Here is a 16,214-nt window from a genome sequence, read left to right on the forward strand (position 1 = left end):
TTTAAGGGTTCCATTGTACCTTCAGCAGCTGTTCCATCCAGGGCAGCTTCACAAAGCCTAATCCCCAGGGTAACCTGTTCAAAAGGATGTCTACTGTTTGAGGGGTGACGATCAGCAGCCATTGGTCTTCCTGGAAGATCAGTTTTCCTTCCCTTTGCAGGAAAGTGCTGCGCAAACCATCAGCACTGGTACTACCCAGGGCATCCCAGTATTTGATCACTACTTCTAAAAGTTCCTTTGCCTGTTCTTTTTCTGCTGTAGTGAGATACACGTCTTTTTCCAGTGGCGTATCAAGCGGCAGGCCGCATAACAATTTAGGGAAAACGAGTTTGTATTCCGGTGTTTGTTCTTCTCCGCTCACCATGAATGCCAGGAGATGTGCTGCCCTATGTACATATTGCGGATCGATGCGGGTATCATTTTCCTGCAACCACTCAAAGTGTTTGAAGAGGTGTAACAGGAAGGGATGTAATAATACCAGGCCGGCATCGTTGATCAGCAGGTGTTCTCCAATGCCGAGATCGGGAGAAGAGGATTTTGGAGGGATGTTTTTTGAAGCTGCCGGCTTTGAAGCAGCAGGTAAAGAGGATCCCGGCGTCTTAAAAACAACACCAGGGGAAGGACCTTCAGCAGGAGCAGCACCTTCTTTATCTATGCTTTCAGATCTGCTGATATCCTTTTGTTCTGTTGGATCATTTATTGTTCCATGGATCCTTTCAATTATCGCTGCATCCATTTCCGCACTAACCCATTTTCCCCAATGCGCTTTCATCAACATTACAATGTCTGCGCTTTTTATAGCGGTTCCTTCTTCTGTTAATAATAATTGAAAGACCACATCCCAATACAAACATTGCAGCTGGCGAAGGTTCACTTTACTACTACCCGCCAGCAGCATCTTTGCCTCCAGGCTTGTGATCATACCTGCAACCGTTGATCCGGCAAGTGCTTCCAATACAGCATGCTGCAAAGAAGGTGAACATTGCTGTACCCATCGCTGCACGGAGAGATGGCCTTTCAACCAGGCACGCGTCCATTGTTCTTTGCAGAACTGCGGTTGTGTTTTCACAGCGGCAATTACCTGCTGCTCCAGTTCTTCCGCTGAACCAGGTTGTGCCCACCAGGGCAGCATACCATGCTGCATGAAGAACAACCATACATCCTGGTACTGCTCACTGGCAGAACAAGGGCCCCATGGGCGATCTTCTTCCTCAAACGTTTGTGATTTTGCATCCTGGTTGTACCGGGACAATGCTTTATCCAAAGCCTCCATAAAACGTTCTTTAAAATGGTTCTCCCACTGGTGCGCAGGTATAGGTTCCAGTTGTACTTCCAAACGGGGTATCTGCAGGAACTGATCTCCTGTGCCGTATTTATCCAGGATAGCTGTAAGCTGATCATCCCACTCCTTTCCCAGGCACTCTTTCACACGCTGTTGCATGGGAAAGGCGTTTTCCATATCGGGTACGCGGAGCGATACTTTCATGGTATGGATGATATGCGATTGCATCTATCTCTGGAGTTTGAAATTGAAATTACTAAAGTCCGTACGGTTCTTTTCCAGTTTAGTGAGTGCATCCCGGTAGTTAGCGGCCATTAATTCCATCTCATTTGCAGAGAGGCCTTTGATGGCGGCTTCGTCCAGTTCCATTCTACCGAAGTTGGCTGCTTCAAATCCTTTCACACCGCCGGTTACATCTTTTGTTTTGATCACCTGTACCACAGAATCGAAGTTTTGTTTGTAATCCCTTGCCACGTTGAGCATGTTTTCTGTTACCAGGGATTGCACTTCGCCCTTTGTGGCCAGTGTACCAAGTTTGGTATTCACGGAAGTATTGAGGTCCAGTACCTTTTCATTCACTGTAGCTTTCAGGTCTGTGAACTTGTCGTTCACCTGAAGGATATCTTTATCCAGTTTGTCTTTAATGTTGATAAAATCAAGATTAAGGATCGGTGGCTTCTTGATATCCGGCACCAGGTCGAATATATGTGCAGGCAATGGTTTGATCGGAGTTACCTGGATTGGTTTAATAGGCAGTGGTGTATTCGGTTTTGCTACTTGTTGTGGTTGTACGATGTAAGGCACATAGAAATCTCCCACCACTACTCTTTCGTTCCTGTTATTTGTATTGATGATGGCGTATACGATCAGGAAAGTGCCACCCTTTTGCACGCCTGCATTATGCAGCAGTGAAGGGTTGTCTTTGAGGAAGTTCATGAAGATATAACTGTCCTTGATGGCTTCACTGGTATCTACGGCCAGGTTCTTGATCCAGTCCAGCAATGCGGGAGTATGGATCTGCGCCACACTTTGCAGCGGAGTGGAAAGTGCGGTGCGGGTGAGCAGCTTAGCACCATTGTTCAGCACGGCTGCTTTCATGGCGATGGACTCGTGTACCGGCGCGAAATCTTTTGTTTTCAGCTGATTGATATTCAGGCTGAGGAAAGGTTTGAGATCGGTTAGCTCTTTATCGATCTCTTTCTTTTTATCCACAGCTTTGGAACGGATATCCTTTGCGTTGCCATAATAATTGGAAACACCTGGTGCTGTGAGTTCTACTTCTGTTGGCAATTTCAGCTCAAGATCATCATTGAAGCCTTTCATTTTATCCAGGTAGTCGTTCAGCTTGAACTTATTCATTTCATGCAGTACATCCAGGTAAGGCGGATGGTATTCCCATTTAGGAATGATGAAATTCCTGATAGCATCCAGCTGCAGGCCCATGATCTCAAAAGGAAGGTCTTTCCCTTCGCGGAGTTTGTCCAGCTGGGCATATACGTTCTCATAACTTTTGCCTACATGCCCTTCCACGCGGAAGAAGTTGTATTTATCCAGGTCATAGTCCAAAGGCTGACGGATATGCGGCATTGTTTCCGGGGCATTCTCTGCCGCGAAATAATTCAGATGGGTATCGATAGCACGGCGGCGGTAACGCTCATAGTCCCATTCTTCTATCAGCGATTGCGGCCTGTAGTAATAAGGAATGCTCTTTTCTCCCAGGGGACGTTCTGTATTTACAGTGGGGGTTACCCTTACGCCCTGGTCACGCTGCCCTGGGGTGTATTCATAGCTCTGGATGATCTGCACCAGGCGGTTGTAGAGATACAAGGCCCTGCGCAATTGTTCATCCTTGTTATTCAGGATGGGTGATTCAATGAAACACTGGCGGTAACGGCAACTGATCTCATCGCTGGGGTCCTGTACTAATCCCAGTGCAAGATGTTTGGGGAACAGTTCAGGTGCAATGCAGCAGCCCTGGCAAAGATCAAAAGTAGCTTCCCTGAATTCTGTATAAGCTACTGCCACATCTTTCACAAAATCGTAGAGATATTGAATGCCGTATGATTCCAGCGCAGCCTTCAGTAATTCAGGTATCCGTGCCTGGAAATCGGCGGCGGCGGAACCACTGAGGTTACGGAAACGGGTTACGAGGCTGGCTGGCAAACGCAGTCCCAATGTGCTGATACGGGAAATGAGTTCTGTATTTAAAGTAGCAGTGGGGCGGGTGGCTGTTGGCCGCACTGTTCCGGCCCCTTCGGTAACAGGGTTATCCGTCAGTCTCGGATTGTCCGTCAATACGGGGCGAACGTCTGTTAAACGGATGGCCGGAGACTGTGGTATTTCTCCGCTTTGCAGGTAACATTTCTGCAATGCTTTGGCCAGATCATCCGCCATTCCCAATGGCTTGCCGAGCAGTTTAGAACTTTCCTCTATCGCTGTTTGGTATTGCTTCTTGAAGTTGTTATAGTTGAAAACATCTGATGCCGGATTAAAGATAACCCGTGGCACAAATGCATCCGGCATATCAAAGTACTGTTCACTGCAGCAGTCAGGGTCCTGGTGGATACGTTCGTAATCTGCTTTGCTGATCAGTAAAGCATGCAGGTTGTTCTGCTGTAAAACACCCTTATTATCGCAATCAACAGAAGAACAGATATCGGTATCTTCCAGGAACTGGCTCAGGTAGAGCAGCACAACATAATCTGCTGCGGCATTCTGGGTGAAGAAGGTATTAATGGGTATCACTTCCTGGTTGCCGGGGGACTGTGCCCCTTTCACCATCAGTTCAAACAATGGTACCTGTTTTTCCTCGTTGCGGAAAGGAAGATACTGCGCTTTGCTGTCGTCGAATGCGGTGAGTTGCACATACGTAAGGTCTTGCGGCAGGCTGATGATGTCGCCATCGGAGGTGAGGCCACAACCTTTGGTGATAGTGATATCACTGGTACCGAAGAGCACTTTCAATCCGCATACGATACCGGCGCCGATGAGGCGTGTACGGGTCAGGCGGTCCTGGTAATCAAAGTACCGGATAGCATTGTTCAGCTGGGTGGCAGTTAATACCTGGTTGTCCTCAAAATAATTGAAGGGAGGAGGGGGCACTTTCAGTTTTACGGGTATATTTTCCATAAAAATAACTTTAACGTTTAGGCGTTCTGATTACCAAGATTTGTTCTTCCTAATAAAATGGGGGTTGGGCTGGGGCTTGCACAGTCGCTCAACTCTCCTACGGGGTATATGCTTTTTACCTGGTAGAGTATTTTGATCAGTTCCTGCAAGGCAGCTAATCCTTCCGGTGAGTTCATCTCTTCCTGCTGTTTCAATTCCAGCCATGTGCGGAATGCGCCTTCAAAGAGTCCCAGTTCCGTGTCGTTCAGCCAGCAGATCTTTGGTTGCACATGTGCGGGTGTTTCCATCCGGATGAGTTTTTCGATGTACTCCCGGAATCCTGTTTCCCGGAAACGGGCTGTATTGGCCGGCATGATCACGGTAATGCGGAAAGAATAAGGGTCCAGGGCACAACCATCATCACAATCCTTATCGGCGCATACGGGCAGGAAATTATCCGGGTTCAGGGCTTCGCCGGGCAGGGACTTTAAGTAAGTAATGTCCGGCCTTAACAGGATGTGCTCTACCACAAAGAAACCTTCATCACTATAATTCTTTTTCACAAAAGCGATGAGGAAGTCGATGGCATTATCCATCTGTTCTTCCGTTTCAAAATATTCTATCCTGCGGGCAATCACATTCCCATCTTCAGTTACATTGAAATAATGTTTACCATCCGAAGTGAGTTTGGCGCTGTAATTACTGCCGTCTGCACAAAGGCGCATGGCGGTTTTAAAGGCTATCTCACAATCTGCTCTCACGCTATACTTATGGCTGCTGCTCAGGAGTATTTTATTGGTAACAGGGTCTATGAGGCGGAAACGGAACTCATCTTTTCCATCTGTATCCAGTTCCTGGTAGATCTCGTATTTGATCACAGAGATCACCCTGCGGTTATAATTCGGAATACCGATCAACCGGGCAATGCGATGTTCCATACCACTTACATTATCCGTATCCCATACGGCCACATCGTGATTGAAATAATCAAACCCTGCGGAACGGTCGCGGCTGATGGCCGGGTATTCATTCAGGAATGCTTTTTTATCTATGAGTACATCTTCCGCTGCCTTCTGCCCATAGAGGGAATACAACTGCATTACATAATCAGAGAAACGTTCTGCAAAGCGGGATAACAGATGGTCCAGGAAACGGTTGCTGCGCTCTACCGGCCTGTCGTAACTATTGATCAGTTCCGGCAGGTGATTAACGCCCGGCAGCTCAAAGGAGGCGTATTCTTTGATCAGGTCCTGGATACCGGGGAAACCACCTGTTTTGATCTTCTGGAAAAAGTAAGTATGCGGGTCTTCTGCCAGTTCAGCTTCCGAGAACTGTACCCGGAATAAACTGCGCACATTACTTAACTGCGCGAGGTAATTAGCTAATATCTGATCAAAGAACAGGAGGTAACCTTTCAGTTGCTTGGCCTGTGCCCTGCGTTCTTCAGAAGCCTGGGCAGGCAATCCAAAGGGGCCTACTCCATAGGTAACAGGCAGTTGGTTTAGCAAGGGCGTATAATCCGCCACATCCATATAACGGCCTAATCCATAATCGTAATCGGAACTTTTTACCAACTGGTTCACCACATTGATCTTCTCATTGAGCAGATCAAGTGCAACATCTTTCTTTACGGTAACAGGGATCACATCCTTGAAGAAATGGATCGCCGCTTTATCAAGACAAAGTGTTGGCTTATGCCATGCTGCTACCGGCAAACACCATTCATGGCGGCCATTGGGCATGTCGCAGTAGTTCAGCAGGATCTCTTTCACGGATACTACGCCCGGAATATCCATCACAATACCAATGATATCAGAGCTGTAAATATGCGTGCGTAATACCGATCTCTCCAGCTCTTTATCCGGCAGGAAGCCGTTGGTAAGATAAGGGCCTTCAAATATTTCATCCATCGGGTATTGCTGCTCCAGCATTTCTGCGAGCGTATATTGCCTGATCAGGGGAGACAAATACTGCTGGATACCAAACAGCACTTCTGCCATTACTTCTTCCGGATTGGCTTCTGCTTTGATCTCTATATCCGCACAGACCTGGATGCGTTGCTCGGGAATGAGCGTGATACTACCCAGGTCTTCGCAGAGATTACGGTTCCGGTGATAAGCTTCGCGTGCCAGCAGGATCAGTGCATCCTGTTTGGCTTTGATCTGGCCGGGCGTAAGGTTTTCTTCTTCTTCCGGCGTAAGTGCATCCAGCTCCAGGAACACATCATAAATACCGTTCAGCGCAATGGGTGTATAACTGTTTGCCAGTGGTGGTGTAGCCACCAGCGTTTTCGTTCTGGCATCCAGGAAAAGCGTGTAAACAGCTTTCCTGATCCAGGCATTTTTAATACCCGGAATATCGATGAACAGCTTGCGGTAATCATTTACCGTTACAGGCCGGTTGGGTAAGATCTGTGCAGCAGAATAAAACTGCTGCTGGAAAGTAAGTTTGTTATCTGTTTTAGTGGCCAGCAGATCTTTTACCGGCATGGCGGTACGGTAACCTAAATCTGTAATGGCATAACATAACAGTTCCAGCAGGGTAATACCCGGATCGTGCACATTGTAATCTGTCCACAGCTGGCTGGCCACCTTTTCGATGTACTGCAGGCCCTGAGTGCGCAACAGTTCATAGTTCATACTCTTTATCACCGGGGGCCTGGGTGATATTGTTACGGGGTTGCTCATGTGCAAACGTCTTGAAGGGTGTAATCGTTGATAGTATGCGCATTACCGGATACCAGGATGGCCCTGGGATCAGATACGATGATCTCATTTACATTACCGCTCTTTTTATTACCTACCTGGTGGTACATATTACAGTCCGTCACAAAATCCACATAATCCCTGCCATCAATAAAATTGAGCAGCACGCTTTTGCGGGCAGCACCACCAAAGGCAATATCCTTAGAAGCGGAAAATGCCCAGGGGCTCAGGAACTGTTTGATCTCTTCGTTCAGTAACTTCTTGTAATAACCGGTATCTCCCAGGGTTTTAAAACGCACCTTAAAATCAAGGATCACCTTTTCATAATGCGGGTTCTCTACATGCAGGGTTACAAACATGCCCGTATGTGCCTGTAAATAATCCTGTATGCTCACCAGCGTATCCTTGCTCACCTTAGGTTCCAGGGGATTGATGGCATTCCTGTTACGGAGGTCAGGTACCACAATAATGGCCACATGCCCCGGGGACTGTCCTGCACAGCAGGAATCAGTTCCCGCAGCGCTATGCTGCAAACATTTCACTTTATATACTTCCGGGAACTGCTGCAATACCATTCTTTCATAATCCCATGCCATTACGGCACGTTGCTTATGCCGCAGCCTTTCGCTCACGCGTGTCTGAAACTGCACATTGTTTTCGGGCAATTGCCCGTTATCAGATCCATAAGGTTGCTCTACTTTTTTAATGGAAGCCAGTTTATCGCTGAGTTTGGAGATGGTACCGGCAGCCAGTACATTCATTACGGCAGTACCGGTCCCCTGCACAAAAGTAGCTTTCACTGCCTGTGTATGCAGCTGGATAAAACGGCATACGGCCATGGGATCTTTTACCTGTCCGCGGATCCAGAGCTTTCCCGCAGGGAACAATGTATTGTCTTTTGATGCTTCTGCAGGGATAGCCCATTTAATGATACCTGAGCGTAAAAGGTGATTGGTATGGTCCATCAGCAATTCTTCCGGCCGGAAGCTCCGCCATTCATTACTGCAGAGGATGCTCCATTGCACATCCTGCGTATCTGCTTCAGGATCGGCGCTGCCTTCCGCCAGCTGGAACAAACAACTCACACTCTGGCCATATTCCACTTTATCCAGCCCAATGTAGAAAGCGCCTCCTACAGGGTGTTGTGGTAAGAGGAATACATTGGTGTTGTTCAGCTTCAGCAGCTTGTTGAAATTATCTTTGAGATAACCGTGTTGTTCTGCCACCCCAAAAACATCTGCATGGAAGAACTGCAATTCGCGGGTATTAAAAGCAGAGAAGTTGATATCGTTCACATTCACTACGCTGGTAGAAGCCGTGTAATTCAGGGAGAATGTTTTGATCAATGGGGTATAAGGTTCCAGCGGCAGTTGATCTTCCGGCACTTCTTCCCGCATCCGCGTAGCAAATACGCCGGGATATTTTTTATGGAAGAAATCTTTGTCCAGCGTGATCCTCGCAAAACCTTTTGTAGTATCAACGGGTTTAACGGGGTTCACCAGGTTCAATAGCGGCAGCTTCCACCAATTGCTGATCCCTAATCCCACATTGCTGTAAGAATAGAAATTGGGGCTGGCCAGTACCAGCTTCTGATCTGTATAATAACTCTTAAAGGTATTGCTCAGTATTTTATAACTGGAAGGAATGCTGGTAGCAGCAGGCGCCCCACCCAAAGGCCAGCGTACATCTTCTGTAGCATTGTTGCCGAATAGTTTTGTATTGATGTTATTCGACTGCCCCTTCACGGCAATCTTAGCAGTGAAGTAGTCATTATTGCTGATAGGGTTATTATCGTTTAATACCGTGAGGCTGTCATTCAAAACACTTCCTGCAATACGGATATCCGTATTGATACTGCGGGCCGCTATCCTGTATAGCGCGTCCCGCTCAAAGTAATTGTCGTAATGCGCGCGGAAACTTTCCGGGGCACCCTGCCAGCTTACATCAAAAGAGAACTGATCGATGTTCTTCTGCAATACTTCTTCATAGCCCACGTAGAATGAAGCACCTTTCACAGGGATAGGGCCAAAGGGCATGAAAGCCTTTTTAGGGTCCAGCAATCCCATATCATTCTGCAACTGCAAAGTAGTAACACCATTCACGGCTACTTTCATGCGCGTATTCACCACGGTGGACTTCAGCAGCATCTTACGCAGTTTGCCGGAAGTGGTTTGCGTGAACAATACCTGCATGAGTGGTTGCTGGGTATTAAAGTCTTTCCCTAATAAGGCCGCATTATATGCGGTTACTGCAGGTACTGATCTATTCAGCCCTCCGTCTGTTATCTCCATTTTCACACGCTGTGTGCTGCCGGTAATGGCGGAGAATTTGAGCGTAGCGGCATTAGGGCCTATCCAGCCTTTCTCCCCACTATAGAATATTTCCAGTGCGTTAGCGCCTAACTTATTGGCTTCGGTAAGATTGAAACTACTGTCTATTGCCAGCGTGATCTCCACTGTTACAATACGGTCTCCTTCCTTCATTTCCAATACCTGCGAAGCCAATGCAAAGCCCGTTTTCTGTACAGGTAATGCGGGCAGTTTTCTGTCTGTATCTGCTTCCCTTCCAAAAGCCGACCAGGATTGATCTTCAGGTGGCAATTTTCCACCAAGGCCGTCCTGGCTGTTCGCTACATTGGCATAATGCACTTCATCCACTTTGTCTTCCGGCACATAGGTGGAACGTAGGTCGGTGATAAGCGCTGTGTTTACAACAATGTCGTTATCCAGTTTGTACAGGCGTTTGGTACCGGTATCATCTTTCCCGCCATCCAGCGTGGTGCCGGCTGCCAGGAATTGTTCTGTGGCAGTGCGGGCCAGCTCAAACACTACATGTACTTCGTCTGCACGGCCTTTGAGTGGTTGCAGGTTCAGTACATTACGGTAATAGAAATCAAGATGGTTCTGTGTGAAGCCATTCGCCTGTTCCTGTAAGGTTTGTATAAGTTGAAGGAAAGTAAGGTATAATGCCAGGTGAGGTTCAATATTATCCCTGGTGGATAATTGTTCCAGTAATTGTTTGGGGTCGAAGTTGAAGAAATCCGTCCAGTCGCCATTCACTTTGTTTACATTAGGTGGCAGGTGATCAAAGTACAATACAGACTTTGCGTATTGCTTGGCGAAGGTCAGCAGTTCTTCCAGGCTGCGTTCATCCACTTTCACGAAGCCATCCTGCAACTCAGCCATCAGGCGTTGCAACTGGCTGGCGCCATCCCTTAAATGAACATTGATGTGTGGGGTCATCTTCTACGCGGTTTTTTCTATTGGGGTTGTGTTTTTGATCTCAGTGCCTTCTATCCTGTAGAAGGGGAATACATAGTTCATACGGTTATTGGTGGTACGCACTTTATATTCCACTTCGATCTGGATCAGTCCTTCCAGCTCACGCTCTGCTACCAGGTTTATCTTCAGTACTTCTATGCGGGGTTCATAATAGAGCAGGGCTGTTTTCACACGGTCTACCATAATGGATTTGAGGCTCACATTAACAGATTCAAACAGCAGGTCTTTCATATCACATCCAAAACGTGGCTGCATGACTCTTTCTCCCAGCATGGTAGAAAGTAATACATCCAGGCTGCTGTGAATGTCTTCTTCACCTTCCAGCATTTTCACCTGCTGCGTGCCTTTTTCAAATACCGGGGGAAAACTCCATCCCCTGCCGAGAAAAGGTTTGTTCATGCTATTGGGGTTTTAAATATTATCCTATCAAAACGGTAAAACATCCTAAAATAATTGTTCCGCCATGTGCAGTGGAATCTCCCATCCTGGCTGCAGGCATGCCACCGATCAGCACAGTGCCGGAACCGGCAGCGATGGTATCAGGGGGGCCTGTGCAAACAGCCATATCTCCTACTCTCGCCGCAGGCATTCCGCCGATCAGTACAGTGGGGCATCCTGGTGGCAGTATAGGGCCGCCAACATGAGGAACCGTTCCGGTTACCATTGGGCAAACATGCATATCTGATGCTCTTGCTGCGGGTTGTCCCATTGTGATTGATTTTTTGATGGTGCAGGTGCCGTTGCTGCGGGCTGCCTCATTGCTGCTGTATTAATTGATCTGCACTAATGAACCTTTAATTGTGCAGGTACCACTGCTGCCCACTTTGGCCGATGCACCTCCTTCCACTTCCAATGCTGCGTCTGCTTTCACAGTAATATTGGGGGCGGTGAGTTTAATCTCTTTGGCAGCTTTCAGTTCCAGGTCGCCTGCTGATTCAATTTTGATAGCGGAAGATTCCATCGTCATCTTGTTGCCGTTTTCATCTTCCACTTTGATGATCTTTCCATCATCATCTATAGAGATCTTTTTACCGCCCGGTGTTTCAACCGTGAAAGATTTCTTTTCATCATCAAACGTCATCTTCAACTCGCTGGCGGTAAAGATTATTTTCCTGAAGTTGTCATTAGAATGCTCTTCCGGCGATACGTTCTTTGCGCTGTGCAGCGAACCCAGGATCACCGGGAAATTAGGATCTTCATGCAGGAAACCTACGATCACTTCATCTTCTATCTCCGGCCGGAAAAATGCGGTGCGGTTATTACCGGCATAAAAAGAAGCCATTCTTGCCCAGGTACCTTCTTCATCTGCAGAGATCTCCGGCAGTTTTACCTTCACGCGGAATCCGCCATCGGGGTCTTCCAGGTCTGTAACGATGCCGGTGTGTAATCCTTTGATACCGGGGATCACGGCACTGGCGGAAGCATGTGTAACATCCGGTTGTGTGGCAAACCATTGCGGTGCCAGGCCAAACTGGATGTCCATATTCCAGGCACCCTCCTGTAATTCGTGGCGTACACCGGTTACATATACTTTTCCGTTAAAGCGCTCTCCAACGCCGCCCAGTTGTGCTACCATTCCGGGTTTTATGATCGCATTCCCCATGAGCCTTGCGCGGCCACGGATCTTGGCGAGCCTGTTCTTCAGCAGTTGTGCATCTGCCCAGGCCTGCAGTTCATCTTCCGGCATGCTGCCTCCATGCTGCAAATGATAGGGGTCTGTTTTAAATACATCGGCCAGATCGGCACTGCTGATATTGCCCTGTTCTGTAAGCCCCGGTTCTGCACCGGTGGTAGTAATGAGTTGTTGCTCTGCGGGGTCCCAGCCAACTGTTTCCACGCCTGTTACCTGGTGGCGGGCATCCATTTCGGCATCCAGTTCCATGATGGTGGCACCAAATACAAGGTCCAATGCCGGAGGCTGGCTCATGTCCGGTTTCTTCACCAGCAGTTTGCCATCTTCCACAAAACACAGTTTGCCATTGGACTCTGCGCGGGTAACGATAAAGTCCCAATCCGTGCAATAGTATTGTACAAGTTCTTTGTGTTTAACGGTAGTAGCTTCAATATCAGGGTCCAGTGCTGCGGCGGAGGCCAGTTCCTCTATCACTTCGCTGTCCTTCACTTCCGCATAGTATTTATTCCTGCGGCTGAGGGTAAGTTTAGCGGCTTTATCCATGCATTCTATCGTTAGCACCGGCGATCTGTCTCCCCTGATCTTCAGGCTGTGTTTTACGATCAGTCCTTTAAAGATCGTTTCGTTCTTTGCATTGTATCCGGCTTGTATATCTATTTCATTACCGGGAACAAATACCTCTTCATTACTTACCGGGAAATCGCTTTCTGCCGCGCTGCCATCCATTACCTGGATCACCGCACGCGGGATGCGGTTTGCTTCGCGGTATACTGAAATGCCCGTTACCACATAGGTATTGGAGATCTCCGATCCATTCACTTTAATGATGAACGAAACAAGCGTGGCGTCTGCGACCGGTAATGTTCTGCTTAGTGGCACGTGCTGTTTATTTTTCTATCGGTGGAAAAAATATCTGCTGACCTGCCCGCAGATCTCTGAAATTAACCAGGCCATTGGCTTTGGCTACTTCCAGGTAATATTTGGAATCGCCGTAGATACGATAGGTCATCAGCGGCAGCGTATCTCCTTCTTTCACTACACGTACGTGTGTAAGGTCCGGAGAACTATTTCCTTCTTCTGCTTCCCTGCGGGTGGGTTCTATACTTTCCCGGAAGCTGCACTTGGCTACTGCACGCAGCGGCGTGCCGTCCGGTTTAAATAATTTGTATTGTATGCGCAGGCTGGTAAGGCGGCATTTAAAAAGCAGTGAGCCCCAGGAGAGCTTTACGTAACGGGGTTCATGAATATCTCCTGAATAGTTCAGCACCACTTGTTTCAACTTATCAATTTCATCTGCCACAACGAGTGCTTCGCCACCACCGAACAAACTGGCAATCTGCAGTAAACCGCCGCCCTGGCTGATCACGCCGGTGCCATCAAAGAGGAAATCAAAATCCAGCTGTTGTGGTGTAATGCGGTTGAACTGTAATTGCGCGGCACTATTACCCTGTGCAGCAGCATCGTTGTACACAATGCTGTGCGCCAGTGTATAGGTGTCCGGGTTCACCTGTACCACAAAGGGTTCTGCCCCCGGTTCTTCTGTGAAGCTGGCATCTACACACGGAATGATCCGCATTTTGGCCAGTGTACCTTCGTCAAACATAACTTAACGTTCTGCTTTTTCATGAATAATGCGCAACACTTCTTCCACACATGCCGCAACAATACTTGCCTGCGATGCGGATGGTGCTGCAGGAGGCAATTCCGCGCCCATTTGCACTTGCGGCTGGGCACCTACTTCTGCCGTGATGTGTATTTCCTGGATGATAACAGGCATATGCGATCAATTAAAGATTAAAGGCTCACGCTTGCGGAAAAACTGCCTGCAATGCCGGCGGCCAATGATATCGGGGAAATGATCTTGAAGTAATTATAACTCAGCGTCAAGGTTTCCACAGCTATCTGGCTTTGTTCCGCATGAAGGCCGGTTACTTCCCATTTTACCGGGAATGCATTGATCAGGTACCATCCGAAAACCGGAACGTGGTTTTCGTCCTGTAGCGTGATCAGTACATTCACTGGTTTAAAATCGTAGTTCTCGATCGCCTGCCGGCACCACTCGGTGAGCAGGGCTGTGTTAAACAGACCCCGCTTGAGTGTTACATCGGAATAAGACGACCGGGTGGGTAGTTTATGTTCGAAACGGTTCTCTCCTCCTTCCTTCACACTTTCTGTGAGCATGGAAACGGAAAGCCCTGTCACTTCCCTGAAACGCACGTCTACCGGCGTTTGTGGGAAGATCTCAAACAGTACCAGGAAGTGGTACCCTACCATCGGGTATTCAAAATTTAAAAAAGCCATGATCAGGGTATTTCAACTTCCAGGCCTTCGTGTGCCAGTTCCAGTGTTTCAATGGCCACTTCGTTGCCATCTGCTTTAAGATCGGTGGACTGTACTTTTACAGGCCATGCATTTTTGATCAGCCAGTTCAATACGGGCTCATGGTTTTCATTGAGCAGGGAAATAGTGATGTCCCTGCGCTCAATGGTATTCAGGCTTACTGTCTTCAACCATTTATAAAAATCATTATCGCCTTTGAAAGTGCCGCGTTTGAGGGTGATGTTGGAGAACTTTTGCATGCCGGGCATCTTGATCTTGTGATACTCAGGGCTTGCACCATCGCGATACTCAATTACTTCCAGACTTTTGTCCAGACCGCTTACTTCTGTAAAACCGATATTCGAACCAGCCCATTCCACTCTGAAGTGAAATTTAGGTAATGGATAATTTGCCATTTTTATGAGGTTTTAATGTTTGGATGAACTATGATTCCTGCATTTTGTGAGAGAACTTCAGAATGATGAATTCTGCGGGGCGAACAGCTGCCATTCCGATCTCAACATTCATACGTCCTTCCAGGATGTCCAGTGCCGTCATAGTAGTACCGATACCGCAGGCCACGTAAAATGCATGCTCCGGTTTGGCTCCTGCCAATGCGCCCTGGCGCCAGAGTACGGTGAGGAAATTAGAGATCATGGCGCGTACTTTCGTCCAGGTGTTTGCATCATTGGGTTCAAACACAAACTGGCCGCTTGCTTTCTTACAACTTTCTTCTACCATGTTGAAGAAGCGGCGAACGGAAACATAACGCCATTCATTATCATTACCGGCTAATGTACGTGCGCCCCATACCAGTGTACCTTTTCCTGTGAATGCGCGGATGGCGTTCACAGATTTACCTGCAGTAGGGTCGATGTTCATGTAACCGTTATCATCGTCCGTTAACTGTTTAGCCAGTTTGGTGATGTAATTGATGCCTACGTTAGCTGGCGCTTTCCACACGCCGCGGTTGGAGTCCACGCTTGCATAAACACCTGCAACCGCTGAGCTGGGTGGCAGTTCCACGGTAATATTACTAATGGCTTCTATTACTTTGGCGTACTGGATGGTTTTCTTTTTCTCAGGTGTATCTGTTAAGGAGAACAATACCGGTGCTGCGGCTACACCATCTGTGATAATGGTATGGTTCACTACCACGTTTGCTTCATTCACCTTGTAAGGTAAGGTAGTAACGAGGTTAGGATAATAAGCAGCGCCATATTTCAGGTTATTGGCAGGGCCGTTGGTACGGAAGTGATCGATGTTATTGGTATTGGTATCACTGTTCTGATACAGGTCAATGATCGCAAACCTGTCCTGCAGCAAATTACACTGGTCCAGGGAAGCCTGTTGCAGGGTGTAATACAATGCAGCAGTGTTCATATTAGGTCCTTCGGGGAAGATGATCAGCGTAGGTTCATCTACTGTTGCCAGTGCCGTGAGGCCACTGGTCAGCGTTGGTGCTGCGGGTGGTGTACCGAGTGCCAGGTAATCGCCTACAGAAACAATGTAGCAGGGGCCGCCACCGTTGCCGAAGTACATCTGCAAAGCATAGTACATATTGTGCCTGGAACGGGGATCTGCCACAGTGTTCAGCAATACGGCCGTGGCAGTCATGCCCAGCAGTTTGCCATCGGCGTCCAGATCTTCCGTGAGGGTCACTTCAAAGCTGTCTTCTGCCTGGGGGCCGCCGAAAAGGGTTTCATATTCCAGCAGAGAAGTGATGCGGGTAGGTGTTGCCCGGAGATCATCTAAAAGAAGCCGGGTAGCCTTTTCCGTATACCCGATAAAGGCAGGAATGGCAGTCTCCACTTGTGCTACGGAAGGCGGGAATTTGGATTCCTCTATCACATAAACACCGGGGGTCTTGAATGTGGAAGGCATGA

General features: G+C 48.0%; 12 protein-coding genes. All 12 read right to left on the reverse strand.

Annotated elements, in window-relative coordinates; translation table 11 throughout:
• Position 1: 1 nt before the first annotated feature.
• Genes BUR42_RS16395 through BUR42_RS16445 form a run of 12 tightly spaced genes read right to left on the reverse strand, consistent with a single transcriptional unit; the run spans position 2 to position 16,212 of the window.
• A complete protein-coding gene (locus BUR42_RS16395) occupies positions 2–1,510 on the reverse strand; it encodes a contractile injection system tape measure protein (protein ID WP_074240250.1) in 1,509 nt (502 codons plus the stop codon).
• Positions 1,511–4,411 (reverse strand): hypothetical protein, encoded by a 2,901-nt coding sequence (locus BUR42_RS16400; protein ID WP_074240251.1) that lies wholly within the window; start codon positions 4,409–4,411, stop codon positions 1,511–1,513. It abuts the gene before it with no gap.
• A gap of 17 nt (positions 4,412–4,428) precedes the next feature.
• Positions 4,429–7,077 (reverse strand): hypothetical protein, encoded by a 2,649-nt coding sequence (locus tag BUR42_RS16405; RefSeq protein ID WP_074240252.1) that lies wholly within the window; start codon positions 7,075–7,077, stop codon positions 4,429–4,431.
• Positions 7,074–10,337 carry a baseplate J/gp47 family protein gene (locus BUR42_RS16410; protein WP_143197466.1) on the reverse strand — a complete coding sequence of 1,088 codons (3,264 nt, stop codon included), beginning with the start codon at positions 10,335–10,337 and terminating at the stop codon, positions 7,074–7,076. The genes BUR42_RS16405 and BUR42_RS16410 overlap by 4 nt, the downstream gene beginning before the upstream one ends.
• 3 nt (positions 10,338–10,340) lie before the next feature.
• A complete protein-coding gene (locus BUR42_RS16415; RefSeq protein WP_074240254.1) occupies positions 10,341–10,775 on the reverse strand; it encodes a GPW/gp25 family protein in 435 nt (144 codons plus the stop codon).
• A gap of 19 nt (positions 10,776–10,794) precedes the next feature.
• Positions 10,795–11,085 carry a PAAR domain-containing protein gene (locus BUR42_RS16420; RefSeq protein ID WP_074240255.1) on the reverse strand — a complete coding sequence of 97 codons (291 nt, stop codon included), beginning with the start codon at positions 11,083–11,085 and terminating at the stop codon, positions 10,795–10,797.
• 60 nt (positions 11,086–11,145) lie between these two features.
• Positions 11,146–12,888: a type VI secretion system tip protein VgrG gene (gene vgrG, locus BUR42_RS16425; RefSeq protein ID WP_074240256.1), complete on the reverse strand. Its 1,743-nt coding sequence runs from the start codon at positions 12,886–12,888 to the stop codon at positions 11,146–11,148.
• Between the two features lie 7 nt (positions 12,889–12,895).
• Positions 12,896–13,612, reverse strand: coding sequence for a CIS tube protein (locus BUR42_RS16430; RefSeq protein WP_074240257.1), 717 nt, complete (start codon positions 13,610–13,612; stop codon positions 12,896–12,898).
• A 3-nt stretch (positions 13,613–13,615) separates the two neighbouring features.
• Positions 13,616–13,786 (reverse strand): DUF5908 family protein, encoded by a 171-nt coding sequence (locus BUR42_RS29790; protein ID WP_159442288.1) that lies wholly within the window; start codon positions 13,784–13,786, stop codon positions 13,616–13,618.
• A gap of 17 nt (positions 13,787–13,803) precedes the next feature.
• Positions 13,804–14,310: a phage tail protein gene (locus BUR42_RS16435; RefSeq protein WP_074240258.1), complete on the reverse strand. Its 507-nt coding sequence runs from the start codon at positions 14,308–14,310 to the stop codon at positions 13,804–13,806.
• A gap of 2 nt (positions 14,311–14,312) precedes the next feature.
• Complete coding sequence (locus tag BUR42_RS16440) at positions 14,313–14,744, reverse strand: phage tail protein (protein ID WP_074240259.1); 432 nt, start codon at positions 14,742–14,744, stop codon at positions 14,313–14,315.
• A gap of 28 nt (positions 14,745–14,772) precedes the next feature.
• Positions 14,773–16,212 carry a phage tail sheath family protein gene (locus BUR42_RS16445; protein WP_074240260.1) on the reverse strand — a complete coding sequence of 480 codons (1,440 nt, stop codon included), beginning with the start codon at positions 16,210–16,212 and terminating at the stop codon, positions 14,773–14,775.
• Positions 16,213–16,214 lie beyond the last annotated feature (2 nt).

The sequence above is a fragment of the Chitinophaga niabensis genome (assembly GCF_900129465.1).
Taxonomy (GTDB): domain Bacteria; phylum Bacteroidota; class Bacteroidia; order Chitinophagales; family Chitinophagaceae; genus Chitinophaga; species Chitinophaga niabensis.

Excerpts from the sequence above, each read along its gene's own strand:
- BUR42_RS16430 (WP_074240257.1), bottom strand. The coding sequence starts at position 13,612 with ATGTTTGACGAAGGTACACTGGCCAAAATGCGGATCATTCCGTGTGTA.
- BUR42_RS16420 (WP_074240255.1), bottom strand. The coding sequence starts at position 11,085 with ATGGGACAACCCGCAGCAAGAGCATCAGATATGCATGTTTGCCCAATG.
- BUR42_RS16405 (WP_074240252.1), bottom strand. The coding sequence starts at position 7,077 with ATGAGCAACCCCGTAACAATATCACCCAGGCCCCCGGTGATAAAGAGT.
- BUR42_RS16445 (WP_074240260.1), bottom strand. The coding sequence starts at position 16,212 with ATGCCTTCCACATTCAAGACCCCCGGTGTTTATGTGATAGAGGAATCC.
- BUR42_RS16435 (WP_074240258.1), bottom strand. The coding sequence starts at position 14,310 with ATGGCTTTTTTAAATTTTGAATACCCGATGGTAGGGTACCACTTCCTG.
- BUR42_RS16395 (WP_074240250.1), bottom strand. The coding sequence starts at position 1,510 with ATGCAATCGCATATCATCCATACCATGAAAGTATCGCTCCGCGTACCC.
- BUR42_RS16440 (WP_074240259.1), bottom strand. The coding sequence starts at position 14,744 with ATGGCAAATTATCCATTACCTAAATTTCACTTCAGAGTGGAATGGGCT.
- BUR42_RS16415 (WP_074240254.1), bottom strand. The coding sequence starts at position 10,775 with ATGAACAAACCTTTTCTCGGCAGGGGATGGAGTTTTCCCCCGGTATTT.
- BUR42_RS16410 (WP_143197466.1), bottom strand. The coding sequence starts at position 10,337 with ATGACCCCACACATCAATGTTCATTTAAGGGATGGCGCCAGCCAGTTG.
- BUR42_RS29790 (WP_159442288.1), bottom strand. The coding sequence starts at position 13,786 with ATGCCTGTTATCATCCAGGAAATACACATCACGGCAGAAGTAGGTGCC.
- BUR42_RS16400 (WP_074240251.1), bottom strand. The coding sequence starts at position 4,411 with ATGGAAAATATACCCGTAAAACTGAAAGTGCCCCCTCCTCCCTTCAAT.